The organism is Mesorhizobium sp. INR15, from assembly GCF_015500075.1.
GTDB lineage: Bacteria > Pseudomonadota > Alphaproteobacteria > Rhizobiales > Rhizobiaceae > Mesorhizobium.
The window spans coordinates 4,229,033-4,255,888 of the sequence record NZ_CP045496.1; the positions used below are offsets into that span (position 1 = coordinate 4,229,033).

At 61.6% G+C, this 26,856-nt stretch carries 28 protein-coding genes and 1 tRNA gene; 19 read left to right on the plus strand and 10 right to left on the minus strand.

From position 1 onward, the window contains the following. Window positions 1-14 precede the first annotated feature (14 nt). From glpD to glpK, 8 genes are all read left to right on the plus strand, one after another. Window positions 15-1,541, plus strand: coding sequence for a glycerol-3-phosphate dehydrogenase (gene glpD / locus GA829_RS20535; protein ID WP_195174506.1), 1,527 nt, complete (start codon window positions 15-17; stop codon window positions 1,539-1,541). A gap of 42 nt (window positions 1,542-1,583) precedes the next feature. Continuing rightward, window positions 1,584-2,663, plus strand: coding sequence for an ABC transporter ATP-binding protein (locus GA829_RS20540; RefSeq protein WP_195174507.1), 1,080 nt, complete (start codon window positions 1,584-1,586; stop codon window positions 2,661-2,663). 10 nt (window positions 2,664-2,673) lie between these two features. Then, window positions 2,674-3,741: an ABC transporter ATP-binding protein gene (locus tag GA829_RS20545; RefSeq protein WP_195174508.1), complete on the plus strand. Its 1,068-nt coding sequence runs from the start codon at window positions 2,674-2,676 to the stop codon at window positions 3,739-3,741. Then, window positions 3,742-4,608: a carbohydrate ABC transporter permease gene (locus tag GA829_RS20550; RefSeq protein ID WP_195174509.1), complete on the plus strand. Its 867-nt coding sequence runs from the start codon at window positions 3,742-3,744 to the stop codon at window positions 4,606-4,608. It begins immediately after the preceding gene. Between the two features lies 1 nt (window position 4,609). Next, the gene (locus GA829_RS20555; protein WP_195174510.1) at window positions 4,610-5,533 is read left to right on the plus strand and encodes a carbohydrate ABC transporter permease; all 924 of its coding nucleotides are present in this window, start codon (window positions 4,610-4,612) and stop codon (window positions 5,531-5,533) included. After that, complete coding sequence (locus GA829_RS20560; protein WP_195174511.1) at window positions 5,533-5,823, plus strand: DUF2160 domain-containing protein; 291 nt, start codon at window positions 5,533-5,535, stop codon at window positions 5,821-5,823. Before GA829_RS20555 ends, GA829_RS20560 begins: the two co-directional genes overlap by 1 nt. 79 nt (window positions 5,824-5,902) lie before the next feature. Then, the gene (locus GA829_RS20565) at window positions 5,903-7,627 is read left to right on the plus strand and encodes an ABC transporter substrate-binding protein (RefSeq protein ID WP_195174512.1); all 1,725 of its coding nucleotides are present in this window, start codon (window positions 5,903-5,905) and stop codon (window positions 7,625-7,627) included. A gap of 95 nt (window positions 7,628-7,722) precedes the next feature. Further along, window positions 7,723-9,216: a glycerol kinase GlpK gene (glpK, locus tag GA829_RS20570; RefSeq protein WP_195174513.1), complete on the plus strand. Its 1,494-nt coding sequence runs from the start codon at window positions 7,723-7,725 to the stop codon at window positions 9,214-9,216. 58 nt (window positions 9,217-9,274) lie between these two features. Here the strand turns inward: glpK and GA829_RS20575 are convergent, their stop codons facing one another. After that, complete coding sequence (locus tag GA829_RS20575; RefSeq protein WP_195174514.1) at window positions 9,275-9,775, minus strand: BA14K family protein; 501 nt, start codon at window positions 9,773-9,775, stop codon at window positions 9,275-9,277. A 358-nt stretch (window positions 9,776-10,133) separates the two neighbouring features. Here GA829_RS20575 and GA829_RS20580 point away from each other — a divergent pair. Then, window positions 10,134-10,209: transfer RNA gene (locus tag GA829_RS20580), tRNA-Lys, on the plus strand. A gap of 181 nt (window positions 10,210-10,390) precedes the next feature. Here GA829_RS20580 and GA829_RS20585 read toward each other — a convergent pair. The 6 genes from GA829_RS20585 to GA829_RS20610 all read right to left on the minus strand — a co-directional run bounded on the left by GA829_RS20585 (window position 10,391) and on the right by GA829_RS20610 (window position 16,442). Continuing rightward, a complete protein-coding gene (locus GA829_RS20585) occupies window positions 10,391-11,146 on the minus strand; it encodes a bestrophin-like domain (RefSeq protein ID WP_195174515.1) in 756 nt (251 codons plus the stop codon). Between the two features lie 241 nt (window positions 11,147-11,387). Continuing rightward, on the minus strand, window positions 11,388-12,107 hold the full coding sequence (locus GA829_RS20590; RefSeq protein WP_195174516.1) for a carbonic anhydrase: 720 nt from the start codon (window positions 12,105-12,107) through the stop codon (window positions 11,388-11,390). A gap of 310 nt (window positions 12,108-12,417) precedes the next feature. Further along, window positions 12,418-13,551 carry a DNA-processing protein DprA gene (gene dprA, locus GA829_RS20595; RefSeq protein WP_195174517.1) on the minus strand — a complete coding sequence of 378 codons (1,134 nt, stop codon included), beginning with the start codon at window positions 13,549-13,551 and terminating at the stop codon, window positions 12,418-12,420. Beyond that, a complete protein-coding gene (gene plsY, locus GA829_RS20600) occupies window positions 13,548-14,135 on the minus strand; it encodes a glycerol-3-phosphate 1-O-acyltransferase PlsY (RefSeq protein ID WP_195174518.1) in 588 nt (195 codons plus the stop codon). Before plsY ends, dprA begins: the two co-directional genes overlap by 4 nt. Window positions 14,136-14,193: 58 nt before the next feature. Then, window positions 14,194-15,480 (minus strand): dihydroorotase, encoded by a 1,287-nt coding sequence (locus tag GA829_RS20605; protein ID WP_195174519.1) that lies wholly within the window; start codon window positions 15,478-15,480, stop codon window positions 14,194-14,196. Continuing rightward, window positions 15,477-16,442 carry an aspartate carbamoyltransferase catalytic subunit gene (locus GA829_RS20610; protein ID WP_195174520.1) on the minus strand — a complete coding sequence of 322 codons (966 nt, stop codon included), beginning with the start codon at window positions 16,440-16,442 and terminating at the stop codon, window positions 15,477-15,479. Before GA829_RS20610 ends, GA829_RS20605 begins: the two co-directional genes overlap by 4 nt. Window positions 16,443-16,599: 157 nt before the next feature. Here GA829_RS20610 and GA829_RS20615 point away from each other — a divergent pair, with 157 nt between their 5' ends. Next, window positions 16,600-18,228, plus strand: coding sequence for a DNA alkylation response protein (locus GA829_RS20615; protein ID WP_195174521.1), 1,629 nt, complete (start codon window positions 16,600-16,602; stop codon window positions 18,226-18,228). Here GA829_RS20615 and GA829_RS20620 read toward each other — a convergent pair. Further along, complete coding sequence (locus GA829_RS20620; protein ID WP_195174522.1) at window positions 18,210-19,148, minus strand: AEC family transporter; 939 nt, start codon at window positions 19,146-19,148, stop codon at window positions 18,210-18,212. The two genes, GA829_RS20615 and GA829_RS20620, sit on opposite strands and share 19 nt — an antisense overlap. Before the next feature lie 168 nt (window positions 19,149-19,316). Between GA829_RS20620 and GA829_RS20625 the strand changes: the two genes are divergently transcribed. Both GA829_RS20625 and GA829_RS20630 read left to right on the plus strand, forming a co-directional pair. Continuing rightward, window positions 19,317-19,907, plus strand: coding sequence for a hypothetical protein (locus GA829_RS20625; protein WP_195174523.1), 591 nt, complete (start codon window positions 19,317-19,319; stop codon window positions 19,905-19,907). Next, window positions 19,907-20,248 carry a DUF6105 family protein gene (locus GA829_RS20630; RefSeq protein WP_195174524.1) on the plus strand — a complete coding sequence of 114 codons (342 nt, stop codon included), beginning with the start codon at window positions 19,907-19,909 and terminating at the stop codon, window positions 20,246-20,248. The genes GA829_RS20625 and GA829_RS20630 overlap by 1 nt, the downstream gene beginning before the upstream one ends. Here GA829_RS20630 and ruvX read toward each other — a convergent pair. After that, window positions 20,166-20,672, minus strand: coding sequence for a Holliday junction resolvase RuvX (gene ruvX / locus GA829_RS20635; protein WP_195174525.1), 507 nt, complete (start codon window positions 20,670-20,672; stop codon window positions 20,166-20,168). The genes GA829_RS20630 and ruvX overlap by 83 nt on opposite strands. Window positions 20,673-20,797: 125 nt before the next feature. On the opposite strand from ruvX, the gene GA829_RS20640 reads away from it, so the two are divergent. The 7 genes from GA829_RS20640 to GA829_RS20670 all read left to right on the plus strand — a co-directional run bounded on the left by GA829_RS20640 (window position 20,798) and on the right by GA829_RS20670 (window position 26,074). Then, the gene (locus GA829_RS20640; RefSeq protein ID WP_195174526.1) at window positions 20,798-21,505 is read left to right on the plus strand and encodes a metal-dependent hydrolase; all 708 of its coding nucleotides are present in this window, start codon (window positions 20,798-20,800) and stop codon (window positions 21,503-21,505) included. 16 nt (window positions 21,506-21,521) lie between these two features. Continuing rightward, window positions 21,522-21,938, plus strand: coding sequence for a hypothetical protein (locus GA829_RS20645; protein ID WP_195174527.1), 417 nt, complete (start codon window positions 21,522-21,524; stop codon window positions 21,936-21,938). A gap of 54 nt (window positions 21,939-21,992) precedes the next feature. Next, window positions 21,993-22,850 (plus strand): radical SAM protein, encoded by an 858-nt coding sequence (locus GA829_RS20650; RefSeq protein ID WP_195174528.1) that lies wholly within the window; start codon window positions 21,993-21,995, stop codon window positions 22,848-22,850. A gap of 74 nt (window positions 22,851-22,924) precedes the next feature. Further along, window positions 22,925-23,212, plus strand: coding sequence for an Asp-tRNA(Asn)/Glu-tRNA(Gln) amidotransferase subunit GatC (gene gatC, locus GA829_RS20655; RefSeq protein ID WP_195174529.1), 288 nt, complete (start codon window positions 22,925-22,927; stop codon window positions 23,210-23,212). 6 nt (window positions 23,213-23,218) lie between these two features. After that, complete coding sequence (locus GA829_RS20660) at window positions 23,219-23,680, plus strand: GNAT family N-acetyltransferase (RefSeq protein ID WP_195174530.1); 462 nt, start codon at window positions 23,219-23,221, stop codon at window positions 23,678-23,680. Beyond that, the gene (locus GA829_RS20665) at window positions 23,677-25,242 is read left to right on the plus strand and encodes an amidase (RefSeq protein WP_195174531.1); all 1,566 of its coding nucleotides are present in this window, start codon (window positions 23,677-23,679) and stop codon (window positions 25,240-25,242) included. Before GA829_RS20660 ends, GA829_RS20665 begins: the two co-directional genes overlap by 4 nt. 28 nt (window positions 25,243-25,270) lie before the next feature. After that, window positions 25,271-26,074, plus strand: coding sequence for a YdcF family protein (locus GA829_RS20670; protein WP_195174532.1), 804 nt, complete (start codon window positions 25,271-25,273; stop codon window positions 26,072-26,074). Window positions 26,075-26,114: 40 nt separating this feature from the next. On the opposite strand, the gene GA829_RS20675 is transcribed toward GA829_RS20670, so the two are convergent. Next, window positions 26,115-26,807 (minus strand): cysteine hydrolase family protein, encoded by a 693-nt coding sequence (locus GA829_RS20675; protein WP_195174533.1) that lies wholly within the window; start codon window positions 26,805-26,807, stop codon window positions 26,115-26,117. Between the last annotated feature and the right edge of the window lie 49 nt (window positions 26,808-26,856).

A 26,856-nucleotide genomic window follows, 5' to 3' on the forward strand; every position in this document is an offset into this window, starting at 1 on the left:
CGTGGGAGGACTTTGTGGACGCATCTTCGATCCGTGACATTTTCGTCATAGGCGGCGGCATCAATGGCTGCGGCATTGCCCGCGATGCCGTTGGGCGCGGCTTTTCGGTTTTTCTCGCCGAGATGAACGATCTGGCCAGTGGAACCTCCTCCGGCTCGACCAAGCTCATCCATGGCGGGCTGCGTTATCTGGAATTCTACGAATTCCGGCTGGTGCGCGAAGCACTGATGGAGCGCGAGGTTCTGTGGAAGAACGCGCCGCATATCATCTGGCCGATGCGTTTCGTGCTGCCCTATGCCAAGGGCCTGCGCCCGGCATGGCTGATCCGGCTTGGCCTGTTCCTCTACGACCATATTGGCGGACGCAAACTGCTACCGGCGACCAGAACACTGGACATGGCCAGGGATCCTGCCGGCAAGCCGTTGAAGCCGTTGTTCAAAAAGGCGTTCGAGTATTCGGATGGCTGGGTCAATGATGCACGTCTCGTGGCGCTGAATGCACGTGACGCCGCTGATCGCGGAGCGACAATCCGCACCCGCACCAAGGTGGTGGGCGCGCGCCGCGAAAACGGCATCTGGACGATCAAGATCGAGAACCTGCGGACCGGCGAGACTGAAGAGGTCAAGGCGCGGCTGCTGGTGAACGCTGCCGGCCCCTGGGTCGATCACGTGCTATCAGGCGTCGTTGGCCTCAACGATGTGCACAATGTCCGTCTGGTGCAGGGCAGCCATATCGTCATCGCCAAGAAGTTCGACGATCCGCGCGCCTACTTTTTCCAGAACAAGGATGGCCGCATCATCTTCGCCATTCCCTATGAGGAAGAGTTCACGCTGATCGGCACAACCGATCAGGACTATCCGGGCGATCCGCATGATGTGAAGATCAGCGACACCGAGATCAACTATCTCTGCGCCGCGGCGAGCGAGTATTTTGCGCAGCCGGTGACGCGTTCGGACATTGTCTGGACCTACTCCGCCGTGCGGCCGCTCTACGATGACGGTGCCTCCAAAGCGCAGGAAGCGACCCGCGACTATGTGCTGAAGGCCGATGGCGGCGAAGGTGCCGCTCCGCTCGTCAATGCCTTTGGCGGCAAGATCACCACCTATCGCCGCCTGTCGGAATCGATGCTGGAAAAGATCGAAGGGTTTCTCGGCAAGCGTGGCAAGCCGTGGACCGCCAATGCCTCACTGCCGGGCGGCGATTTCCCCGCCACCGGCTTTGATGCCGAAGTGGCGAAGCTGAAGACCTCCTATCCGTTTCTTGATGCACGTTTCGCCAGGCGGTTGACCAGGCTCTATGGCACGCGGGCACGCACGCTGCTCGGCCTTGCCAAGTCGAATGCCGATCTCGGCCGGAATTTCGGCGCCGATCTGTTCGAGGCCGAAGTGCGCTATCTCGCTGAAAACGAATGGGCCGTCACTGCCGAGGATGTGTTGTGGCGCAGGACCAAGCGCGGCCTGCATCTTACCCGCGAACAAGCGGCATCGCTCGATGAATTCATGCGCGGCATAAGCCGCCAGCATGTCGCGGCTGCCGAATGAGATGGGCCGGGATCTGATGCGCAAGGCCGGGGAGGAGGCATCATGCTGGAACTGAGGAACGTCACCAAGACGGTTGGCGCGGCCGAGCATATCCGTGACGTCTCACTGACGCTCCAGCACGGCTCGCTCAACGTTCTGCTCGGGCCGACACTGTCCGGCAAGACCAGCCTGATGCGGCTGATGGCCGGCCTCGATGTGCCGACATCCGGCTCTGTATGGTTCGACGGCCAGGACGTTACCGGCGTGCCGGTACAGAAGCGCAAGATCGCCATGGTCTACCAGCAGTTCATCAACTATCCGGCGATGACCGTCTATGAGAACATCGCTTCGCCATTGCGGGTGGCCGGTACCGAGCAGCGCAAGATCGACAGCCAGGTGCGCGAGGCCGCTGCCCTGTTGAAGCTGACGCCTTATCTCGACCGCACGCCGCTCAGCCTGTCGGGCGGCCAGCAGCAGCGCACCGCGTTGGCGCGCGCCATCGTCAAGAACGCCAGCCTGGTGCTGCTCGACGAGCCGCTCGCCAATCTCGATTACAAGCTGCGCGAAGAGCTGCGCGCCGAGCTGCCGAGGATTTTCGCCGCCGCCGGCACCATCTTCGTTTACGCAACCACCGAACCACATGAGGCGCTGCTGCTCGGCGGCAACACGGCGACGCTGTCGCAAGGGCGGATCACCCAGTTTGGGCCGACCATCGATGTGTTCCGCAAGCCGGTCGATCTGGTGACGGCAAGGACCTTTGCCGATCCGCCGCTCAACACCATCGTGCTGGCCAAGCATGGACCGGACTTCCTGCTTGAGGGTGGGGTCAAGCTACCGGTGCCGGCAGGGTTGGTCGGGATCGCCGATGGCAATTATACGATCGGCTTCCAGCCGCACCACCTGTCGCTCGAGCGGCCCAATGCGTCGGCGGTGCCGGTGCGGGCGAAGGTTACGATCACCGAGATCACAGGGTCGGAGAGCTTCATCCATCTCGATTTTGCCGATGCACGCTGGGTCATGCTGACCCATGGCATCAGGGATTTCGAGACCGACGACGAGGTCGAAGTGTTCATCGACCCCCGCCACATCATGGTTTTCGACGAGCACGGCCGTGCCGTGACCGCGCCGAAGCTGGCGGCGTAGGAGCAGAAAGATGGCACGCATCGACGTCAATCACATCCGCCATTCCTATCTGCCGAACCCGCGGAAGGATGCCGATTTCGCGCTGCGGGAAGTGCACCACACTTTCGAGGATGGCGGCGCTTATGCGCTGCTGGGCCCGTCCGGCTGCGGCAAGACCACGCTGCTCAACATCATTTCGGGCCTGCTTCATCCCTCGCATGGGCAGTTGCTGTTCAACGGGCGGGATGTGACCAACCTGTCGACGCAGGAACGCAACATCGCGCAGGTGTTCCAGTTTCCGGTCATCTATGACACCATGACCGTCTACGACAATCTGGCCTTCCCGCTGCGCAATCGCGGCGTGCCGGAAGCCGATGTCGACCGCAAGGTGCGCGAGACCCTGGAGATGATCGACCTGGCCGACTGGGCCAGGAAGAAGGCGAGGGGGCTGACCGCCGACCAGAAGCAGAAGATCTCGCTTGGCCGCGGGCTGGTTCGCTCCGACGTTAACGCCATCCTGTTCGACGAGCCGCTGACCGTGATCGATCCGCATATGAAATGGGTGCTGCGCTCGCAGTTGAAGCAGCTTCACCGACGTTTCGGCTACACCATGGTCTATGTCACGCATGACCAGACAGAGGCGCTGACCTTCGCCGACCAGGTCGTTGTCATGTATGACGGCGGCATCGTCCAGATCGGCACGCCGGCGGAGCTGTTCGAGCGGCCGCGCCACACGTTCGTTGGTTACTTCATCGGTTCACCCGGCATGAATGTCATGCCGGTGGCAATCGACGGCAAGACGGCGACGCTCGGGTCGCAACGCATCGAATTGCCGGGCGCACCGAAGGCCGGCAGCGGCGCCCTCGAGCTTGGCATCCGCCCCGAATATGTGCGGCTTGGCCGCGACGGCATGGCCGTTTCGATCAGCAAGGTCGAGGATGTCGGCCGCCACAAGGTGGTGCGCGCGAAACTGGAAGGCCGCGATATCGCGGCGGTCATCGGCGAGGACGAGACAGTGCCGGCCGAGCCCAAGGTGCGCTTCGACCCCGCGGGCATCAACATCTATGCCGATTCCTGGCGTGTCGAGATGGGGGCATAGATGGAAAAGACCTGGAACAACAAGGCCTGGTTCCTTGTCCTGCCGGTGCTGGTGCTGGTGGCCTTCACCGCCGTCATCCCGCTGATGACGGTCGTGAACTATTCGGTTCAGGACACGTTCGGCAACAACGTCTTCACCTGGGCTGGTACCGAATGGTTCGAGGAGTTGCTCTCGTCCAGCCGCTTCTGGCAAGCGATGGTGCGTAACCTCGCCTTCTCCTTCATCATCCTGGCCATCGAGGTGCCGCTCGGCATCTTCATCGCGCTCAACATGCCGAAAAAAGGCTGGGGCGTGCCGGTCTGCCTGGTTCTGATGTCACTGCCGTTGCTCATTCCGTGGAACGTGGTCGGCACCATCTGGCAAGTATTCGGGCGCAACGACATCGGTCTGATGGGCTATTATCTCAACGCCATCGGCATCGACTACAATTACGTGCAGGATCCATTCGACGCCTGGGTGACCATCATCATCATGGACGTCTGGCACTGGACCAGCCTCGTCGTGCTGCTCTGCTATGCCGGTCTGGTGTCGATCCCCGATGCCTTCTACCAGGCGGCCAAGATCGACGGCGCTTCGCGCTGGGCGGTGTTCCGCTACATCCAGCTGCCGAAGATGCAGCGCGTGCTTTTGATCGCCGTGCTGCTGCGCTTCATGGACTCATTCATGATCTACACCGAGCCTTTCGTCGTCACCGGCGGCGGACCGGGTAATTCGACGACGTTCCTGTCGATCGACCTGGTCAAGACAGCGCTTGGCCAGTTCGACCTTGGCCCGGCGGCTGCCATGTCGCTGGTCTACTTCCTCATCATCCTGTTGTTGTCGTGGGTGTTCTACACCGTGATGACCAACTACGACGCGGAGCGTTGAGATGGCCGACGCCAATGAAAGAACGACCGGGCGGGATGCGATGAACGGGACGACCGCCTCGGCAGGCCTCGCCAGCGCACTGTCGCAGAGCGACCTTGATCGGCGGATGCGCCGGCGCGGCGAGGAATCGCGCTGGTGGTGGATCGTGCCGACGCTCTACATCTTCGTTCTGCTGCTGCCGATTTACTGGCTCATCAACATGAGCTTCAAGACCAATGCCGAGATCGTCAACTCGCTGACGCTCTATCCGCATGCGCCGACGATCGCCAACTACGTCACCATCTTCACCGAGAAGGTCTGGTATTCCGGCTACATCAATTCGATCACCTATGTGGTCATCAACATGGTGATTTCGGTGTCCGTGGCGCTGCCGGCAGCCTACGCTTTCTCGCGCTACCGCTTCCTTGGCGACAAGCATCTGTTCTTCTGGCTGCTGACCAACCGCATGGCGCCGCCGGCGGTGTTCGCGCTGCCATTCTTCCAGCTTTACTCAGCCTTCGGCCTGATCGATACCCACATCGCGGTGGCGCTTGCCCACTGCCTGTTCAACGTGCCGCTGGCAGTGTGGATCCTCGAGGGCTTCATGTCGGGCGTACCTAAGGAGATCGACGAGACCGCCTATATCGACGGTTATTCGTTCCCGCGCTTCTTCCTGAAAATCTTCATGCCGCTGATCGCCAGCGGCATTGGGGTGGCCTGCTTCTTCTGCTTCATGTTCTCGTGGGTGGAACTGCTCATCGCCCGCACCTTGACCACGACCGACGCCAAGCCGATCGCAGCGACCATGACCCGCACGGTGTCCGCGTCAGGCATGGATTGGGGACTGCTCGCGGCGGCCGGCGTGCTGACGCTGATCCCCGGCGCGCTCGTCATCTGGTTCGTGCGCAACTACATCGCCAAGGGCTTCGCCCTGGGGAGGGTGTGATGGTGAATTTCAACCTCTCCTGGATGGCATGGACGCCACCGACGGCGATCTTCTTCGTCGTTATCGCGCTGCTGCTTGGCGGCATGGCGGCGTGGGAATACGCCTCGCCGGGCGGCAATCCGCGTGTCGGCATCCTGCGCTTCGAGACGACGCGCGGCGACCGTCTGTTCCTATCGCTGCTTGGCAGCGCCTTTATCCATCTCGCTTGGCTGGGTCTTGTCGGACCGAGCCTCTGGTGGGCTCTCGCTCTCTCCGTGGTCTACGCGATTGGCGTGTTCCGCTACGTATAGAGGGGGAAACTGTTGGAGCGGCCGCGTGCCAGCGACCGCTCCAGATCGCACTTGAAACCTTAAACAGTGGAGGAAACACATGCGACGGCAATTTTTAACATCAACAACGGCCCTTGTCCTGCTACTCGGCGTAGGCAATGCCTATGCCGGGATGGATGAGGCAAAAGCCTTTCTGGACAAGGAGATAGGCGGCGTGTCGACGCTTTCCCGCGCCGACCAAGAAAAGCAGATGCAGTGGTTTATCGACGCAGCCAAGCCCTTCGCCGGCATGGACATCAAGGTCGTCTCGGAAACCTTGACGACCCACAAGTATGAATCAGAGGTGCTGGCACCGGCTTTTACCGCCATCACCGGCATCAAGGTCACGCATGACGTTATCCAGGAAGGCGACGTCGTCGAAAAGATTCAGACCCAGATGCAGACCGGCCAGAACATCTATGACGGCTGGGTCAACGATTCGGATCTGATCGGCACGCACTGGCGCTACCAGCAGGTGCGCAACCTGACCGACTGGATGGCGGGCGAAGGCAAGGACGTCACCGATCCGATGCTCGACGTCGACGACTTCATCGGCACGAAATTCACCACCGCGCCGGACAAGAAGCTCTACCAGCTGCCTGACCAGCAGTTCGCGAACCTCTACTGGTTCCGCTACGACTGGTTCAACGACGAGAAGAACAAGGCCGACTTCAAGGCCAAGTATGGCTACGATCTCGGCGTGCCGGTCAACTGGTCAGCCTATGAGGACATCGCCGAGTTCTTCACCGGCCGTGACGTCAATGGCAAGAAAGTCTATGGCCACATGGACTACGGCAAGAAGGACCCGTCGCTTGGCTGGCGGTTCACCGATGCCTGGTTGTCGATGGCCGGCAACGGCGACAAGGGCCTGCCGAACGGCTTGCCGGTCGACGAATGGGGCATCAAGGTCGATGCGAATTCGCGCCCCGTCGGTTCGTGTACGGCTCGTGGCGGCGACACCAACGGCCCAGCGTCGGTCTATGCCATCCAGAAGTATCTGGATTGGCTGAAGGCCTATGCACCGCCGGAAGCCCAGGGCATGACCTTCTCCGAGTCCGGTCCCGTGCCGTCGCAAGGCAATGTTGCCCAGCAGATCTTCTGGTACACCGCGTTCACCGCCGACATGGTCAAGCCCGGCCTGCCGGTGATGAATGACGACGGTACGCCGAAATGGCGCATGGCGCCGTCTCCGCACGGCTCCTACTGGAAGGACGGCATGAAGCTCGGCTATCAAGACGTCGGCTCCTGGACGCTGATGAAGTCGACGCCGACCGACCGCGCCAAGGCCGCCTGGCTTTATGCGCAGTTCGTCACCTCGAAGACCGTCGACGTGAAGAAGAGCCAGGTTGGCCTGACCTTCATTCGCGACTCCACCATCCATGACAAGAGCTTCACTGAACGTGCGCCGAAGCTTGGCGGTCTGATCGAGTTCTATCGCTCGCCGGCCCGTGTGCAGTGGACGCCTACCGGTACCAACGTGCCGGACTATCCAAAGCTGGCACAGCTGTGGTGGCAGAACATCGGCGATGCTTCCTCGGGTGCCAAGACGCCACAGGAAGCCATGGATTCTCTCTGCGCCGATCAGGAGAAGGTCATGGCCCGCATCGAGAAATCGGGTGTCCAGGGCGACATTGGTCCGAAGATGGCCGAAGAGCATGACCTGGCCTACTGGAACGCAGATGCGGTCAAGGGCGGCAATCTCGCGCCTCAGCTGAAGCTAGAGCAGGAGAAGGACAAGCCGATCACCATCAACTACGACGAACTGGTGAAGAGCTGGCAGAAGTAAGACTGTCCTATGCGGGCGCTCGCGCCCATATGAAACTAGGGGGAGGCGGCACGTTGCCGTCTCCCTTGTTTGCATCGACGGCGGAGGAGGTGGGAATGAGTGGTTTTATCCTGGCAATCGACCAAGGCACGACATCGAGCCGGGCGATCCTGTTTGATGACGACATGAAAGTCGTCGGCAGCGGCCAGAAGGAATTCACCCAGCACTATCCCGCCTCCGGCTGGGTCGAGCACGATCCGGAGGAAATCTGGGCGAGTGTGGTGGCGACCGTGAAAGTCGCGCTGAAGAAGGCCGGCCGCGACGCGTCGGAGGTGGCCGCACTGGGGATTACAAACCAGCGTGAAACCGTTGTCATCTGGGACAAGGCAACCGGAAAGCCAATCCACAACGCCATTGTCTGGCAGGACCGCCGCACCGCGCCGCTATGCCAGAAACTGAAGAAGCAGGGCTTGGAGAAGACTTTCACCAAAAAGACCGGCCTGCTGCTCGATCCGTATTTTTCCGGCACCAAGATCGCTTGGATGCTGGACAAGGTGAAGGGTGCGAGGAAACGCGCCGAGAAGGGCGAGCTTCTGGCCGGCACCATCGACAGTTTCCTGATCTGGCGGCTGACCGGCGGCAGAGTTCACGCCACGGATGCCACCAATGCCTCGCGTACGCTGGTCTTTAACATCGAGAAGAATATCTGGGACGACGAGCTTCTGGGCATCCTCAAGATACCGGTGAGGATGCTGCCCGAGGTGAAGGATTGCGCCGATGACTATGGGGCGACGGAGAAGGATCTCTTTGGTGCCGAGATAAAAATCCTTGGCGTTGCCGGCGACCAGCACGCGGCAACCATTGGTCAGGCCTGTTTTGAGCCGGGCATGATGAAATCCACCTACGGCACCGGCTGCTTCGCGCTGCTCAACACCGGTGCGGATCTGGTCCGGTCGAAAAACCGGCTGCTGACGACCATCGCCTACCGGCTTAACGGCAAGACCACTTATGCGCTGGAAGGTTCGATCTTCATCGCAGGGGCAGCCGTGCAGTGGCTGCGCGATGGCATCAAGGTGATCGGCAAGGCCGAGCAGAGCGGCAAATTGGCGGCCGAGGCCGATCCGACGCAGAATGTCTATCTGGTGCCGGCCTTTGTCGGGCTGGGCGCACCGCATTGGGATGCCGAGGCACGCGGCGCCATTTTCGGACTGACGCGCAATTCCGGGCCGGCGGAGTTCGCCCGCGCCGCGCTCGAAGCCGTCGCCTACCAGACGCGCGACCTGCTTGACGCGATGCGCAAGGATTGGAAGGGAGCCTCGGCAAAGACGGTGCTGCGGGTCGACGGCGGCATGGTGGCATCGGACTGGACCATGCAGCGTCTCGCCGACATTCTCGACGCACCGGTCGATCGCCCGACCATTCTTGAAACGACGGCGCTGGGAGCGGCGTGGTTGGCAGGTTCGAAAGCCGGCGTCTGGCCGGATGCCAGGAAATTCGCGAAAAGCTGGGCGCTTGAACGACGATTCAAGCCTGAGATGGCGGCTTCTGTCCGTTCCGCCAAGCTTGCAGGCTGGCGCGATGCCGTGCGAAGGACGTTGAGCACCAAATGAAAAGCCCGCGCCGTTTCCAGCGCGGGTTCTTCTACTCAACAGTTAGTATTTATTCCGGTCAGTAGGGCGAACGGCACTGCTGGCGAGGGCCGTTGTAGGGCTGGAATGTGTTGTCCGACGCGCGGTAGCTTCTGTACTGGTCATAGCACCACTGCACGTGTGAATTGCCCTGATAGACACGGTTCTGGTTGTTGTTGATGATCGCGCCGGTCACCAACGCGCCTGCCGCGAAAGCCGCGAGCGGGAACCAGTTGTCGCCGTGACGGCGATAGCCTGGACGATAGTCGCGGTAGCCGCGATGGCCGTTCCAATACGCTCCACGATCGTCATTGCGGCTGCGATTCCATCCACGGGAATCGCCGCCTCGCTTTCTCCACTGGAAGTTTCCGCCCTGAAGGTCGCCATTGCGGTTCTCTACCAGTTGCAGCCCAGACATCCCAGGCGATGCCGCAGGCGCCATAGGCAACGGAATCGGCGCGGCGTTCACCGGCACCGCGGCAGCAGCCGCGAACGAAACTGACAGTGTGGCCGCCATAAGACCCGATATGATCTTGTTCATGATCTTCTCCTTGAAAGGGTGGTTGACGTCCCTTGTGGCGAGGAAACGAGCGCGCCGGTCTATTGTTCCGGAAAAAATGCCAAGTTGCTGAATTGTAATGTTTCTCCGGGGCGCTTCCCGAGGAACGAATGGCGCAACAAGCTTGCTGGAACTCCGCCTTTCCCTGACACATGGCCGATATCTGAAAGCCGATGTCCCGCCCTTTGCGGGTGCTTTGCCCACATTGGCGCAAGCGGCTTTTGATGCGTTGCGGCACTTCGGGAAAGCAAGGCTTGCAAGCCCGCTTTTTCCGGTTGACCGGTCGAGGCACTCTCCCTATGTTCCGCGCAATTTCGAGGGCAGCCTTTCGCGCCCACGGGAGCGCGTAGCTCAGCCGGTAGAGCAACTGACTTTTAATCAGTAGGTCATGGGTTCGAATCCCATCGCGCTCACCACAATCGCAAAATAGATCAATATTTTGAGAGAGGTTAGGGCGCCTTGCGACGCCTCGTGGAAATGGTGTCCACACCATGTCCGCGCGTCTCGATCACTCACCCAAACTGCTGGTCGGTGGAATGAGGCTGCGGAACAAGTCGGTCGTATTCCGCTGAGTCCGGCATGGCGGCCGGCTCTGCATCACTGCTGCAATTCGGCCAGCGCCCTCTCCAGCGGGGCCATTGAGATCTGGATCGGGCCGGCAAAAGCCACGTCCATATCGAAGATCAGGTAGATGGCCCCGGAAACCAGGGCCGCCGACACCATGTAAGTCGTAACGGTGATCGTATTCCGTGGCGCCCTGAACCCGAAACTGGCGAAGATCAACACCAGCCAGGCAACCAGCATGGAAATCATCGGTACGGGGATCGTGCCCTCCGACTGCTCGATCAAAACCCAGCGCAGTTCCGTCACCTTCTGCAGATGCTGACGGGCTTCCTGCAGCAAGGAGCCGTGCATGTCATCCGGTGGCGCCAGGGCACTCAGCCTGTTGCCTATCTCAATAAGAAGGTGCTCCGACAACCTATTGGCAATGTTTGGCGCTTCATGCGTAGGCGAGTCCTGACCCGTCACCCGCTGCACATAGACGACAAGCGGCTGACGCACCCCGTCAGCCTCCGGCCCATATTGCCTAATCGACCGGTCGAGAAGGATCAGCTCCGTCGCATAGGCGTGGACATTGCGATCGATCGACTCGAAGGTATTCTTTGCCGAGTTGATCATCAGGCCGAGCATCAGCGAGGTCATGACACCGAACAGATTGGCGGCGAGCCGAACCACGGTGTTCGTGTCGTCGTCACGATGTTTGGCCGGCAACGTCGGCCAGATCGCCATGCTGGTGAGCGCCGCCGCCACCAGGCACACGAAGATTACCATTGCGATCAAAGCTTCGCGCATGCCGCTATTTCTTCACCGCGCGCGTCCCGCCACCTGAAAACGACAATGCGACCATGGTTGGGCCGTCGTCGGTAGAGTCCGGGATGAAGGCGGGCGAGCCCGGCCCGCTCTGTGTCAAATGGGTTGATCGACTCGACATCGCCTGTCGTGCAACCGGTTGACGGCGATTCCACCAACGCAAGCCGGGTCGCACGCCTGAGCATCAAGGATCCCCGTGTCCCCGATCGCGATGACTGGTGTATCATTCGATGTAAGTCACCACACCCGTTTGGAGATCATAGATCGCCGCGACTATCTTCAGCTTGCCCGTCCCGATGAGACCCGCCAGCAGCTTGCTCGACGTGGTCAGGCGCCTCGCTGTCCTTCGCGCGCTTTCCTTGGCGGTGTTGTCGACGAAATCGCCGGCTTCGCTCCGCACTGCTATCGCCGCAGGCAGGATCGGCTCGATCATCGGGCCAATCGCGCCCGGATAAGTCGCGTTCTTGGTGACCACGTCGCACGCCGCCTTGACGGCGCCGCAGTTCGTGTGCGCCAGAACGACGATCAAGGGTGAGCCGAGTACCGCCGCGCCGTACTCGACCGTGCCGAGCGTAGCGGTGTCGACGAGGTTGCCGGCATTGCGGGCGACGAACAGTTCTCCAACGCCGTGACCGCCGAAGATCAGCTCCGGCGGAACACGACTGTCGGCGCAACTGATGATCGTGGCCCAGGGGGCCTGATGTGCGGCGACAGCGTTTCGCTGCGCAGCGAGATCGATAGAGCAGAGTTCCGGATGGCTGACATAGCTTTCGTTACCGGATTTTAGCGCAGCGAGTGCTTCATCGAGGGTCAGCGGTGTCACAGCGCCTTCGGCAGCGCGCGCCGACCACGCCGCTCCACCAACACCGAACGCAAGAAGTCCCGCGCCGACCTTGAGGAAATCACGCCGGCCGACTCCTTCACCATCGCAGGTACTGCACACTGTTCAGCTCCATTGCCCATTGTTCAACAATGAATATGCTCTTGCTCTAATATAGAGGCAAGGAGATTGGGCCGCTTAATAGCACCGTCACTTCTCCCTCCTGTCGTGAGGACACCGTGATCCAGCGGACTGGCATGTGCCATATCCTGAACGCAGAGGGTTTTGCGGGAGCAAACTTCCGTTATGCGGCGGACTCGCCAGCGCCGATCGGCGACAATGTTCACAGGCCGGTTTGACCCACACGGATGGCTAAGAACGAATTCTTGACCAGCAAGTCAGGGGTTCGAATCCCATCGCGCCCACCAAGATTTCAGGAATTCCCGAACACTAGCGAGACATGACCGCCAGCGTGGCGTTCCAGCCGGCCGGCGAGGTCGAGTTCCAGCAGCACCATGAAAACCTGGGCGGGATGCAGGCCGGTGTGCCGGATGATCTCGTCGACCGACACCGGCGTCGGCCCCAGCGCTTCAAGGACGCGGGCGCGGTCGCTTTCGCGGGGCGGGGGCGTTGCTGAGAAGTCGGGTGGCTCTTCAAACGGCGGCATGTCGGGAGCCCGCATTCCGGTTAGCGGCGCGATGGCGCTGGAAATGTCGGCTGCTTCGGTGACCAGGGTCGCGCCATCCTTCAGCAGGCCGTTGGTGCCGGCAGCGCGCGGATCGAGCGGTGAGCCCGGCACGGCGAAGACCAGCCGGCCCATTTCGCCGGCAAGCCTGGCGCTGATCAAAGACCCTGAGCGTAGTGCTGCCTCGACCACGACAAGCCCAAGGACAGCACCGGCGACCAGACGGTTGCGGCGGGGAAAGTCCTGCGCGCGCGGCTGCCAGCCGAACGGCATTTCCGAAATAATGGCGCCGCGCTCGGCGATCTCATCGCACAAGCCGACATTTTCCGGCGGGTAGGGCAAGTCGAGGCCGCCAGCGAGCACACCGATCGTGCCGGTCGGCAGGCTGCCTTGATGCGCCGCGGTGTCGATGCCGCGTGCCAGGCCCGAGACGATGCCATAGCCGTCACGGCCAAGATCCGCCGCCAGCATCCTGGCCATCTTGATGCCGGCCAGCGAGGCGTTGCGGGCGCCGACAATGGCGACCGCAGGCAGCCGGAACACGGCGCTGTTGCCCCTGACGGCCAACAGTGGGGGTGGATTGTCCATGTTGCGCAGCAGTGGCGGGTAGTCCGGCTCGCCTATGCCGATGAAGCGGGCACCGGCTTTGTGAGCCGCCTCCATCTCGGCTTCGGCCTCTGCTATGGAAGGAATACGGACGATGCGGTTGGCGCCGCCCGAAATCATCAGTTCAGGCAACATTTCGAGCGCGACTTCAGCTGAACCGAAGCGGTTGATCAGGTCACGAAAGGTGGCTGGGCCGACATTCTGGGTGCGGATCAGCCGCAGCCAGCTCAGCCGCTGCCGGTCGCTGAGGCGCGGCCCGGCGGCGGGCTCGCTCACCCCTTGGCTCCGATCTTGCCCTCGGTGCCGGCGAGCAGCCGTGAAATGTTGGCCCGGTGTTTAAGGATGACAATCAGGCTCATCACCACGAACAGGCCGGCAACTTGCGGAGTGCTGAGGACATAGAGAGCGATCGGTACGACGATCGCCGCGGTCAGCGCGGCCAGCGACGAGTAGCGGAAGAGGAAAGCCATCGCCAGCCAGACGACAGCGAAGATCAGCGCCACCTGCCAGGCGAGGCCGATCAGCACGCCGAGATAGGTGGCGACGCCCTTGCCGCCCTTGAAGCCCAGCCAGACTGGAAAGAGATGGCCGATGAAAGCGCCGAGACCGGCCAAAGGACCAAGGTCCGGCGCAAAGTGGCCGACAATGAGAACGGCAGCCGTGCCCTTGAGCGCGTCAAGCAGCAGCGTGGCGGCGGCAAGGCCTTTGTTGCCTGTGCGCAAAACATTGGTGGCGCCGATGTTGCCGGAGCCGATCTTGCGCACATCGCCAAGGCCGGCCGCGCGCGTGAGCAGCAGTCCGAAGGGAATCGAGCCGAGGAGATAGCCGAACACCAATGCCAGGATCAGGCTGTAAGTCATTGTTTCCCCCGCATTTCCCCTGGCAGATCGATTTCGTGCGCTGTGCGCGACGGCAGATTCAAGCCGAGAATACTGTGCGGCCCGCAACCAGCGTTTGCAAGACCTTGCCCTGCAGGCGCGCGCCTTCGAAGCAGGTGTTTTTTGAGCGCGAGCGGATACCGCTCTCGCTGACGATCCAGGGTTCGTCCAGATCGACCAGGGCAAGATCCGCGATCGCGCCTGGCTTCAACGTGCCACCGGGCAGGCCGAACAGTCTTGCCGGCCCGGTGGACAGTGTCTCGATAAGCCTGAGCAACGTCACGTCGCCATTGTGATAGAGCCGAAGCGCTACACCCAGCAGCGTTTCCAGGCCGATGGCGCCCGCAGCGGCATCTGCGAAGGGCAGGCGCTTGGTGTCGACGTCCTGCGGATCATGCGAGGAGACGATGATGTCGACCGTGCCGTCCCTGACCGCCTCGATCATGGCCAACCGGTCGTCCTCGGCGCGCAGCGGCGGGGTCAGACGGAAGAAGGTGCGGTATTCCCCGACATCGTTTTCGTTGAGCGAGAGATTGTGAATCGAAACCCCTGCCGTCACCTTCGCGCCGTCGGCCTTGGCCCGGGCCATGGCGGCCGCCGCCATCGCCGTCGAGATCTTGGCCGCGTGGTAGGATCCGCGGGTCAGGCGCGCCAGTGCGAGGTCGCGCTCGAGCGGAATGGATTCGGCTTCGCGCGGAATGCCCGCGAGCCCGAGCCAGCTGGCATAGAGCCCTTCGTTCATGACACCGGCAGAGGCAAGCGACGCATCTTGCGCCTCATGCACGATCGTGGCGCCGAAATCGCGTGCGTAGGTCAGCGCGCGGCGCATCACCAGCGCGCTGGCGATGGTGTGCCGGCCATCGGTGAAGGCGACCGCGCCGGCCTCGCGCAACAGGCCAAACTCGGTCATCTCGCGGCCTTCGAGGCCTTTGGTGATCGCCGCTGCCGGAAAGATGTTGACGCTTGCCGTGTCCTTGGCGGTGCGCAGCACGAACTCGACCAGCGCGACATTGTCGATCACCGGGTCGGTGTCTGGCATCATGACGATCGAGGTGACGCCGCCGGCGGCAGCAGCGACACTCGCCGAAGCGATGGTTTCGCGATGCTCGCCGCCAGGCTCGCCGATAAAGACGCGGCCGTCGATCAGCCCCGGAATGACCGCCTTGCCGGCGCAGTTGATCACGGTAGCTCCTTCCGGAGCTCCCTGGTTCAGCGCCGCCTTGCCGGCGGCAACGATCTTTCGGCCTTCGACGATGACAGTGCCGACTTCATCGATGCCGCGCGAGGGGTCGATGATGCGGGCATGGCTGAAGACTGTCGTCGTCATGCGCCACGGCCCTCATGGTTGCGGCGTGGGTCGAGCAGCGCTTCCATCACCGCCATGCGCACGGCGACACCCATTTCCACCTGTTCCTGGATCACGCTTTGCGGGCCGTCGGCGATTTCGGAGGCGATTTCGACACCACGGTTCATCGGGCCGGGATGCATGACCATCGCGCCGTCCTTGGCTGCTTTCAGCTTCTCGGCATCAAGGCCGAAATAGCGGAAATATTCGCGCACCGAAGGCACGAAAGCGCCTTCCATCCGCTCGCGCTGCAGGCGCAGCATCATCACCACATCGGCGTCCTTCAGGCCTTCTGCCATGGAGCGGGTGACAATGACGCCCATCTTTTCAATGCCGGCCGGCAGCAGCGTCGAAGGCGCCACGACCCGCACCTGGGCGCCAAGCGCGTTGAGCAGCATGATGTTCGAGCGCGCCACGCGCGAGTGCAGAATGTCACCGCAGATGGCCACGATCAGCTTGGAGAGCGGACCCTTGGCACGTCGGATGGTCAGCGCGTCGAGCAGCGCCTGGGTTGGATGTTCATGCGCGCCGTCGCCGGCATTGACCACTGAGCAGCCGACCTTTTGCGCCAGAAGAGCGGCGGCGCCCGCCTGCTGGTGGCGGATGATCAGGATGTCAGGCCGCATGGCATTGAGCGTCATTGCGGTGTCGATGAGTGTCTCGCCCTTCTTCACCGAAGAGCTTGCTACCGACATGTTCATGACGTCGGCGCCGAGCCGCTTTCCTGCGAGTTCGAACGATGATTGGGTGCGGGTCGAAGCTTCGTAAAACAGATTGATCTGCGTGCGGCCGCGCAGCGTCGACGTCTTCTTTTCCGATTGCCTGGAGATGGCAACAGCTTGATCCGCCCGGTCGAGCAGAAGCTCGATATCAGCGGGGGAAAGGTCGCGGATGCCCAGAAGATGGCGGTGAGGGTAAAGTGGCAGGGACGAAGCGTCGGTCATCTCAAGGCGCTGCTATAGGGCGGAGATTTTCACCCTGCAAGCGCCGACATTGGATTGTCGCATTTCTCCCCGGTATTTTCGTCGCGCGCGCGGCGACGCTTGGCTATATCTAGCCGATGGCTTCGGATTCGTGGCCTTCTGCTGATAAGGACAGTACGTGACCGACGACGTGACGAACCAGCCGCCGCCGCTGACAGGCGGCAACGCCTGGCGGGGGGATCCGTTGCTGATCCAGCTTGCGGAGCGTTTTTCCGACCCGGTGCGCAAGGATTTGGACGCGCTTGGCCGTTTCGTGCTGACGCAGGAGGCGCAGGAACTGGCTCGCCTCGCCAATGTCGAGACGCCAAAGCTCAGGACCCACGACCGGCAGGGCCGGCGTCTGGATCAGGTCGAGTTTCATCCCGCCTATCATGCGCTGATGCGCCGTTCGGTGGCGAACGGGCTGCATTCGTCGGTGTGGGAAAATGGCGACGCCGAGATCGGCCGACGCCATCAGGTGCGCGCCGCCCGTTTCTATCTCACCGCGGAACTCGAGACCGGGCATCTGTGTCCGATCACCATGACCAGCGCTTCGCTGGCGGCACTGATGGCGAGCCCGAAGCTGTTTCGCGAATGGGCGCCGCGCGTCACGACCCGCAAATATGACCAGAGCCAGAAGCCGCCGGTGGAAAAGACCGGCCTGACGCTTGGCATGGGCATGACGGAAAAGCAGGGCGGGACCGATGTTCGTGCCAATGTCACCAGGGCTGAGCGCGCCGGCAGCGGTTTTTATCGGCTCACCGGCCACAAGTGGTTCATGTCGGCGCCGATGTCGGATGCCTTCCTGGTGCTCGGTCAGGCGCCAGAGGGGCTTTCGTGCTTCCTCGTGCCGCGCATTCTTGGCGACGGTTCGGGCAACGGCTTCCGCTTCCAGCGCCTGAAGGAGAAGCTCGGCAACCGGTCCAACGCTTCATCCGAGGTGGAGTTCGTGAATGCCATCGGCGAGATGGTCGGCGAACCCGGCGCCGGCGTGAAGACGATCATGGACATGGTAACGCTGACCCGGCTCGATTGCGCTGTCGCGTCATCGGCGATCATGCGCGCGGGCCTGGCCGAAGCCGTCCACCATGCACGCCATCGCCAGGTGTTTGGCTCGACGCTGATCGAACAGCCGCTGATGCAGCGTGTGCTGGCCGACATGGCGCTCGATGTCGCTGCCGCCACCGCTCTTTCCTTCCGGCTGGCGCGCTCCTTCGATGAGGCGGCCAGCGATCGCGGCGAGGCGGCGTTCGCGCGGGCCATGACGCCGGTTGTCAAATACTGGGTCTGCAAGATCGCGCCGCCGCTGCTCTATGAAGCGATGGAGTGCCTCGGCGGTAATGGCTATGTCGAGGAAGCGCCGCTGGCCCGCTATTACCGCGAGGCTCCGGTCAATGCGATCTGGGAAGGCTCCGGAAATGTCATGGCGCTCGACGTGCTGCGCGTGCTCAGCCGGGCGCCTGGCCTGTTCGAGGATGTGCTGGCCGGCATCGATCGTGATCTTGGCGCCGGTGGCCGTGGTACCATTGGCGTGCTCAAGGCTGCGATGCAGGTTGCCGGAACCGACGACGGGTCCGCACGCCTGCTCACCGAGCAGCTGGCGCTGTCAGCGGCAGCGGCGGAATTGCGCCGCTTGGGGGCAGGGCGGATCGCCGATGCCTTTGTCGAGACGCGGCTGGCCGGTCAATGGCGCAACACCTATGGCATGCTCGATGCGCGCCACGATGCGCGCATGATCATTGACACGCTTTATCCCCCGACAAACTGAGCCGTGATCAGCAAAGCGGCGGGAATGGTGAAGAAGCTCAAAAGCGTCTGCAGGGTTGTGACTGTCGCATAAAGTTCCGCGTCACCGCCCATCTGCTTGGCCAGCACATAGCCGTTCATGGCGGTCGGCACGGCGCCGCATAGAACCAAAAACGACAGCTCCTGGCCTGTGACGCCAACCAGCATCGACACGGCGAGCAGCAGCGCTGGAAATACGATCAGCCTGATAACTACCGGGATCAGCACCGCGGCTCTCGGCTCGATCAGACTGTCGAGCCGCAATCCCGAGCCGATGCCGACGAGGCCAAGCCCGAGCGCGGCTTGGCCGATCAACCGCAGCGTGTCGTTGACAGGCGCAAACAGTTCGAACGGCATCGCACGAAGCAGAAGGCCTCCGGCCGCGGCGATGACCATGGGATTGGTCACCATGCGGCGCAGCAGGATTGGCCAGTTCGCGTTGCCGTCGGCAAATCGCGTCACCACGAAAACCGTCATCAGATTGATCGGCAGGATGATCACCGCCATCACCAGCGCGACAACGGCCATGCCTGCGGGAGGAAACAATTTCTGCGCGATGGCAAGCGCCATGAAGCCATTCCAGCGGATGGATGTCTGGAAAATCGACGAGAATTCACCAGCAACCGCAAGGCCGTTGCCGCGCAACAGCGGCCACAACGAAAGCACGAATGCGAACATCAGGGGCAGGGCGACAAGCAGCGCCAGCATCATGGCATCGAGATGAAGGCCGTCGAAATCGGCATTAACGATCGTGACCAGGATCAATGTCGGATAGAAGAACCAGTATCCAAGCTGGTTGATGCCATCCCACCCGGCGATATCCACGACATTGAATCGCCGAAGGATATTCCCGCACAAGATAAGCAGGAAGATCGGCAGGATGCTCTCGAAGGTGGCTTGCATTGGTTGGCGCTCGCGGGAAAACCCGTGGCGTAGCAGCTACATCCATCATGTAAAGCGCCACGGGCGCATCAAGAGGGTTCCTGTGGATGGCCGTTAACCTTAACAAATGGTTTCCATTGCGGCGGCGGCTGGCAAAGCCCACTGTCTGTGTACCGAAGCAGGAACACCATGCGGCACATTCTGGCCTCCTTTCTGACCTTGCACTGGGCAGTCGTTTTTGCCCTGCTGGCGTTTATCTGCATCGATGGAGATCGTGGCATCGCGGCGGCACTTGGCGTGCTTGGGATCGCGGCGGGGAACGTCCGCATCGCCGGCATCGACAATGCCGCCGTGGTGGCGCCGTTCGCCGTGGCATTGCTTGTGGTCGCGGTCCTGTTCTGCTGGGCCTTTATCGAAAGCCTGGTCAACAATGCCACCAGTCCCGATGCCGAGAGTGTTGTGCGGGTTGCCTTCATCTCCGCATCCGGAGTGCTGTCACTGATCCTTGTCGCCGGCGCGGCTCAAGGCATAAACGGCCTGTTCATGGCTGTTGCCGTGCAATTGGCAGCGATGCTGGCTTCCTACGTGGCGATGCTTGCGGAACGGCGTTCGCTGCTCGCGGAGGATCCGGACGAAGGCGAGGTCCGCGCCACCGCCCATGTGATGGCATCGGCGGCGGCGCACAGTTCGTTGCTGTCGCGCATTTCCGGACGGCCAGACACCAATCATAGGCTCGACACCAATCATAGGCCCGACACCAATCATAGGAAGGGCCGCTGATGCGCACCCTGTTCATATTGTGGGCGGCGCCAATGGCTCTTTTCTGGGGCTGGTTCTTCCTGTCGCTCAACGACATGAATTTTGGCTACGTCATGCTCACCCGCCAATTGCACGACTTCGTCTTCGAGCTTTACGGCCAGATGCTCGGGATCGATCCGTTGATCATTCCGGGGATGGTTGGACGGGCCTGCGTGTTCGACGGTTTTCTGTTGATGGCATTGTGGGCATTCCGCCGCCGTCGCGAAATCGCCGGCTGGGTCAGGAAGCAGGCGGCGGGCCAGGTTCCGCTCGAGCGCTTGCATCAAGCGACTGAAGACGGTCCAAAACTCCCTGCAGAATAAAGGCGGCTGCCGCCGAATCGATCTTGCCGGCGCGCTTCTTGCGCGAGAAATCCATCTCGATCAGGGTTCTTTCGGCCGCGACCGTTGACAGCCTTTCGTCCCAGAATACGAAGGGCAGGTCGCTCATGCCGGCCATGTTGCGCACGAACGCGCGGGATTTCTGTGCGCGCGGACCTTCCGACCCGTCCATGTTGATCGGCAGGCCAATCACCACGGCGCCTGCATTCTCCTTGTTCAGCAAAGCGAGCAGCACAGCGGCATCCAGCGAGAATTTCCGTCGCATGATGACGGGGCGCGGATGGGCAAAGGAGAAGCCCCGGTCGGAGACAGCCACGCCGATCGTTTTGTCGCCGAGATCAAGCCCGGCGAGCGTCTTGCCGCCAACAAGCCGTGCCGGCAGTTCCTCGATCGTGATGATGCTCAACGGCTTTCCTTTTGACTTTTACAGCACCGCGCGCCCTCTAGGGTACGCAAAGGACGCTGTAACACTTTGATCTCGCGCCGCCGGCGTTCTATCCTTTGACAAAGCAAAAATCGAGGAATGCATTGATGAAACTGACCTGGTACGGCCATTCGGCCTTCCGCATCGAAACAGCGGACGCGAAAATCCTGATCGATCCCTATCTGATCGGCAATCCGTCATGGACGGGCGGCTGGGAAGGGCCGGCTGAAGGCATTACCCACGTGCTGCTGACGCATGGCCACAATGACCACATCAGCGGCGCGCTGGAAGTGCTGGGCAAAAGCGGCGCCCAACTGGTCGCCAACTTCGAAATCTGCATGTATCTGGTCGGCAAGGGCGTCAGCGACAAGAAGATCAACCCCGGCAACATTGGCGGCACCGTCGATTGCGGCGGCTTCACCACGACCTTCGTCTCGGCACTGCACTCCTCGTCGTTCGCGGAAGAGGGCGGACGCAACATCTATCTGGGCAATCCAGGCGGGCTCGTCCTGCATTTTCCGGAAGACCGGACGCTCTACCACATGGGCGACACCGACATCTTCTCCGACATGGCGCTGATCAATGAATTGCATGAGCCCAAGATCGGCCTCGTGCCGATCGGCGACCGCTTTACCATGGGGGGCGCGGTCGCAGCCCTGGCGTGCCGGCGCTTCTTCCAGTTTGAAACGGTCGTACCCTGTCACTTCGGCACATTCCCGATGATTGATCCAACCGCCGAGAAATTCGAAGCGGGACTGGAAGGCTCGGGTGTGAACGTGGCGAAGCCCAAGATCGGCGAGACCATTACTCTCTAGAAAATGGAACAAAAGCATGGCGTCGCGGAAATCTCTTTGCGTTTCCATGCTCGTCGCGGCATCACCGGTGGGGGCCGCCGATGATTTCATCAAAGGTGTCTATCCGCAGTCAGAGGGCCTTTGCGCGCAGGCCAAGAAGGATACGCTGCGGACGTTGATCGAGGCCGGCAACGTGGTGTTGTCGGCCAATGGCCTGCAAGGCGTCGAATACAATTGCGAATTCCTGCAGGTGACCAAGGCGACACGGTCGCCAAGCTGGGCAGTGACGGCTATCTGCCAGGAGCCGGGGTATGCCTTTCCGGACGTCCTTTCGGTGACGCAGCTCAGCCCGACGCAGATCGACCTGGTTTCGGTCAAGCCGATTGAAGACGAGAGCGAAGGCAGCGGCAACAGCGGCAGCTACTATCTGTGTGATGGGGTGGCGCTGCCCTAGTCTGGGTTTGGCTGTGATCATCACCAACCCGTCAGAGCGTGCTAAGTGGTTCAAATGAACATATTGAAGCAGGTGGGTTCGCTCGTTCGCCGACGGCGCCCGGTATTCCCGATCTTGGAACTCCATGTCGCGCATGGCTGCAACCTGTCATGCGAGAGTTGTTCGCATTACTCCAATCATGCCCATTCCGGCATCGTCTCGCTGGAAGAAGCGGATCGATGGATGAAATTGTGGAGCCAACGCGTATCGGTTGAGCGGTTTACGCTGCTGGGCGGGGAGCCCAGCATCCATCCGCAACTGCCCGAGTTTGTGCGATTGGTGCGGCGGCACTGGCCGCGGACGCGTATCGATGTTGTCAGCAACGGCTTCTTTCTGCACCGTCACCCGACGCTACCAGCTGTCCTTGTCGCTGACCCCGATGCCGGTTTGACTGTCTCGGTTCATCATGATTCGGAGGAATATCGTGAGAAGCTGAAGCCGATTTTCGCTCTTCTGGACGCGTGGCGGCTGGAGCATAATCTGGTTGCCGAGATCCGCCCGTCGAACAAGACCTGGACGCGCCGCTATGAAGGCTTTGGCGATAGCATGCAGCCTTTCGAGGATGGCGACGCTCGCGCCAGTTGGGAGATCTGTCCTGCCCGTTACTGCAAGCAACTTTACGACGGGCGGATCTGGAAATGCGCCCCACTGGCTTATCTGCCGATGCAGAAGGCCAAGTATCGTCTCTCCGAGAAATGGGACCCTTATCTGAAGTACCAACCGCTTGAGCCGGACTGCTCGCGTGCCGAACTAAAGGCTTTCGCCGCACGTGAGGATGAGGCGGCGTGCAGCATGTGCTCGGGCAAGAAACGTCTGTTTGAGTTGCCCGTTCCGCTGCGGACACCAAAGAGCCGGGCCGCCACCGCAGCCTAGCGTTCGGAACGATGCATGTTGCGCATGGCGCGCGGCGCGGCTATAGCGCGAGCTGGTTTTCCCGAGGCTAAAACATGTCCGTTGATGTCAAGACAGTGAAGCGCGTCGCGCGTCTCGCCCGCATAGCGGTGAGCGAAGAGGATGCCGAGCGCATGACCGGCGAGTTGAACGCCATCCTGGGCTTCGTCGAGCAGTTGAACGAAGTTGATGTTTCCGGTGTCGAGCCGATGACCTCGGTCACGCCGATGGATATGAAGAAGCGCCAGGACATTGTTACCGATGGAGGCAAGGCGGCCGATATTGTCGCCAATGCGCCGGCGACCGAAGAGAATTTCTTCCTCGTTCCGAAGGTCGTGGAGTAGGCGGCGATGGCCATCGAAATCGCCGTTGAAACGCCGTTGCAGGAGGATGTGCGCGGTCTGGTCAAGGAGCTCAACGAGACATTGCTCGAATTGACACCGCCGGAGCACAGCTATCACCTGACCGTCGAACAGATGGCCGGCAAGGACACAACGGTTTTCATTGCCCGCGACAACGGTCTGGCCATCGGCTGCGGCGCGCTGAAGCGTCATGATGAAGCCGTTGGCGAGGTCAAGCGCATGTACACGCGCCCTTCGCATCGCGGCCGCAAGATCGGCGCCCAGATTGTTGAGCGGGTCGAAGCATTGGCACGCGAGGAAGGCCTGACGCGTCTGGTCCTGGAGACTGGCGACCGTCATCCTGCCGCGTGGACCGTCTATGAACGAGCCGGGTTTACGCGCTGCGGCCCGGTGCTGGATTATCCCGATTCCGAGTGGTCGGTGTTTTACGAAAAGAGCCTTGCCCGATGAGCGACCTGACCCAGCTGACGATTTCGCAGGCCCGCGCCAAGCTGCGCGCCAAGGAAATCACCGCGACCGAGATCACCGAGGCCTATCTCCAGGCCATCGACCGCGCCAATCCGGCGCTCAATGCCTATATCGTCGTCACCGGCGACAAGGCGCGGGACATGGCCAAGGCGTCGGATGCCAGGCTGGCGAAGGGCGAGGGCGGTTCGCTTGAGGGCATTCCGCTTGGCATCAAGGATCTGTTCGGCACCGAAGGCGTGCATACTCAGGCCTGCAGCCATGTGCTTGATGGTTTCAAGCCGCGCTACGAATCGACCGTGACCGCCAATCTGTGGGCTGATGGCGCCGTCATGCTGGGCAAGCTCAACATGGACGAGTTCGCCATGGGGTCGTCCAACGAGACGTCCTATTATGGCCCGGTCGTCAATCCATGGCGGCGTTCGCGGCTCGACACGGTGGTGATGCCAACCACGCATCAGGGCGATGGCGGCTTTGTCTCCGCCGGCGGCACCAAGACCGCGCGCACCCTGGATAACGCCCAGCTGGTGCCGGGCGGTTCGTCCGGTGGCTCGGCTGCGGCTGTCTCGGCATTTCTGTGCGCCGGCGCTACAGCCACCGACACCGGCGGCTCCATCCGCCAGCCGGCTGCCTTTACCGGCACGGTCGGCATCAAGCCGACCTATGGCCGTTGCTCGCGCTGGGGCATTGTCGCCTTCGCATCGTCGCTTGACCAGGCCGGGCCGATCGCGCGTGACGTGCGTGATGCCGCGATCATGCTCAGATCCATGGCTTCTGTCGATCCGAAGGATACCACCTCCGTCGATCGACCGGTGCCGGACTACGAAGCAGCGATTGGCAAGCCGATCAAAGGCATGAAGGTTGGCATTCCCAGGGAATACCGCGTCGACGGCATGCCCGAAGAAATCGAGGCGCTGTGGCAGAAGGGCATTGCCTGGCTGAAAGACGCCGGCGCCGAGATCGTCGACATATCCTTGCCGCACACGAAATACGCGCTGCCGGCCTACTACATCGTTGCACCAGCCGAAGCCTCGTCCAACCTCGCTCGCTACGACGGTGTCCGCTACGGCCTTCGCGTGCCGGGCAAGGACATCATAGATATGTATGAAAGGACCCGCGCCGCCGGCTTTGGCCGCGAGGTCAAGCGCCGCATCATGATCGGCACCTACGTGCTGTCGGCCGGCTACTACGATGCCTACTATCTGCAGGCGCAGAAGGTGCGCAGCCTCATCAAGCGCGACTTCGAGAATGTCTTTGCCGCGGGTGTCGATGTCATCCTGACACCTGCGACGCCGTCGGCTGCCTTCGGCATCGCCGATGAAGACATGGCCGCCGATCCGGTGAAAATGTACTTGAACGACATTTTTACGGTGACCGTGAACATGGCTGGCCTGCCTGGTATCTCCGTGCCCGCCGGGCTTGACGCCAAGGGCCTGCCGCTTGGTCTGCAGCTCATCGGACGGCCATTTGACGAGGAAACGCTGTTCCAGACCGCCGCGGTCATCGAGCAGGCGGCCGGCACATTTCAGCCGGAAAAGTGGTGGTAAGGGTATCGCTCATCTGATGGGGTGAGCGATGTTCTTCTACATTTCCAAGGTATTCTGGTTCTTCGTCCAGCCGCTCAACCTGGCGATTTTCCTACTGCTGGCCGGCTTGCTCGCGGCCATGATCGGCAAGCGGCGGCTGGCAGCAACAGGCACTGTGTTCGCCTTCCTGATTCTCGCGCTTTCGGCCTGGACGTCGCTTGGCGCCATGATGCTCAATCCGTTGGAAGAGCGCTTCCCCAGGCCAACTCTACCGCAAAAGGTCGACGGTATTGTCGTGCTCGGCGGCGGTTTCGAAGGCGGAATCAATCTGGTGCGTGGTGGCTATGAGCTGAATGCCGGTGGCGACCGCATGGTTGAAACCGCTGTCCTGGCACGGCGCTTTCCCGAAGCGAAGGTGGTGGTTTCCGGCGGCAGCGACGAATTGTTGCTGAAAGGGGAGGCCGATGCCGACACGGCGCCGCGCCTGCTTTCGGCGCTTGGCGTGACAGCGGACCGGCTGATCCTCGAGAACAAGTCCCGCAACACTTACGAGAACGCTGTCTTCACCAAGGAAATGATGACGCCGAAGCCGGGCGAGACCTGGCTGCTGGTAACCTCGGCCTTCCACATGCCGCGCTCCAAGGCCCTGTTCGACAAAGTGGGCTTTGCCACAATTCCCTGGCCTGCGGACTATCGCACTTCAGGCAAGGAAGGTGTTGGCCTGTTTCGCGACAATGCCACCGATTCGCTGCAGAACACGACGATGGCGACCCGCGAATGGATCGGGCTGTTCGCTTATTGGCTGTCGGGGCGCATCGACCGGCCATTCCCGGGGCCAGGGGATTCGCAATAACTGCCACTGGCCCTCGCCGAAATCGGTCCGGGTTCATGATCTAAGCCGGCAAAGCCGCGACCTCGGTCCGCAACGCGTCGATCACCAGATCGGACTTGGTGACCCACCCGAACGCATGCTCGAAATTCCATAGTGTCGACTGGCGGTTGAAGTCCGGCCCGGAATGATTCATCGCATCCTCGATCAGGATCGGCCAGAATTCCCGCGAGTAGGCGTCGCGCGCGGTTGCGTCGACACAGATATTGGTGGCAACTCCGGTGAACAGCAGGTGGCGGATATCGCGGGCACGCAGATGCGCTTCCAGGCCGGTGTTACAAAAGCCGCTGTAGCGGGATTTGCGGATGACATGATCGCCCGGCTCTGGCTTCAGCGCGTCGACGATCTGCCAATCCCAGCTGTTGTCGATCAACAGCCTGCCGCGAAGCTCGGGGCGCTCGCGCATCAACACCATCCCCAACTCCTTGTGATAGTTCGGCGAAGAAGGATCGCCGCCATCACGGAGGTCGGGTGCGTATGACATCTGGAGATAGACCACCGCCACGCCGGCATTCCGGCTGGCCTTGAGAAGCCGCTTCGTTGCGTCAATGGCGGCAGCTGCGCCGGATATATCCAGCCCGGCCAGATCGAACATGCCGCCAGCCGTGGCGAAGGCGTTCTGCATGTCCACCACGATGATGGCTGTCTGGGCAGGCACGATATGCACCGGCCCTGGCTTCGCATTCAACGTCAGCATGGCTTCCTCCCTCGGCAATGCCGCAGGATAGTCACGCCGTCATGGTCTC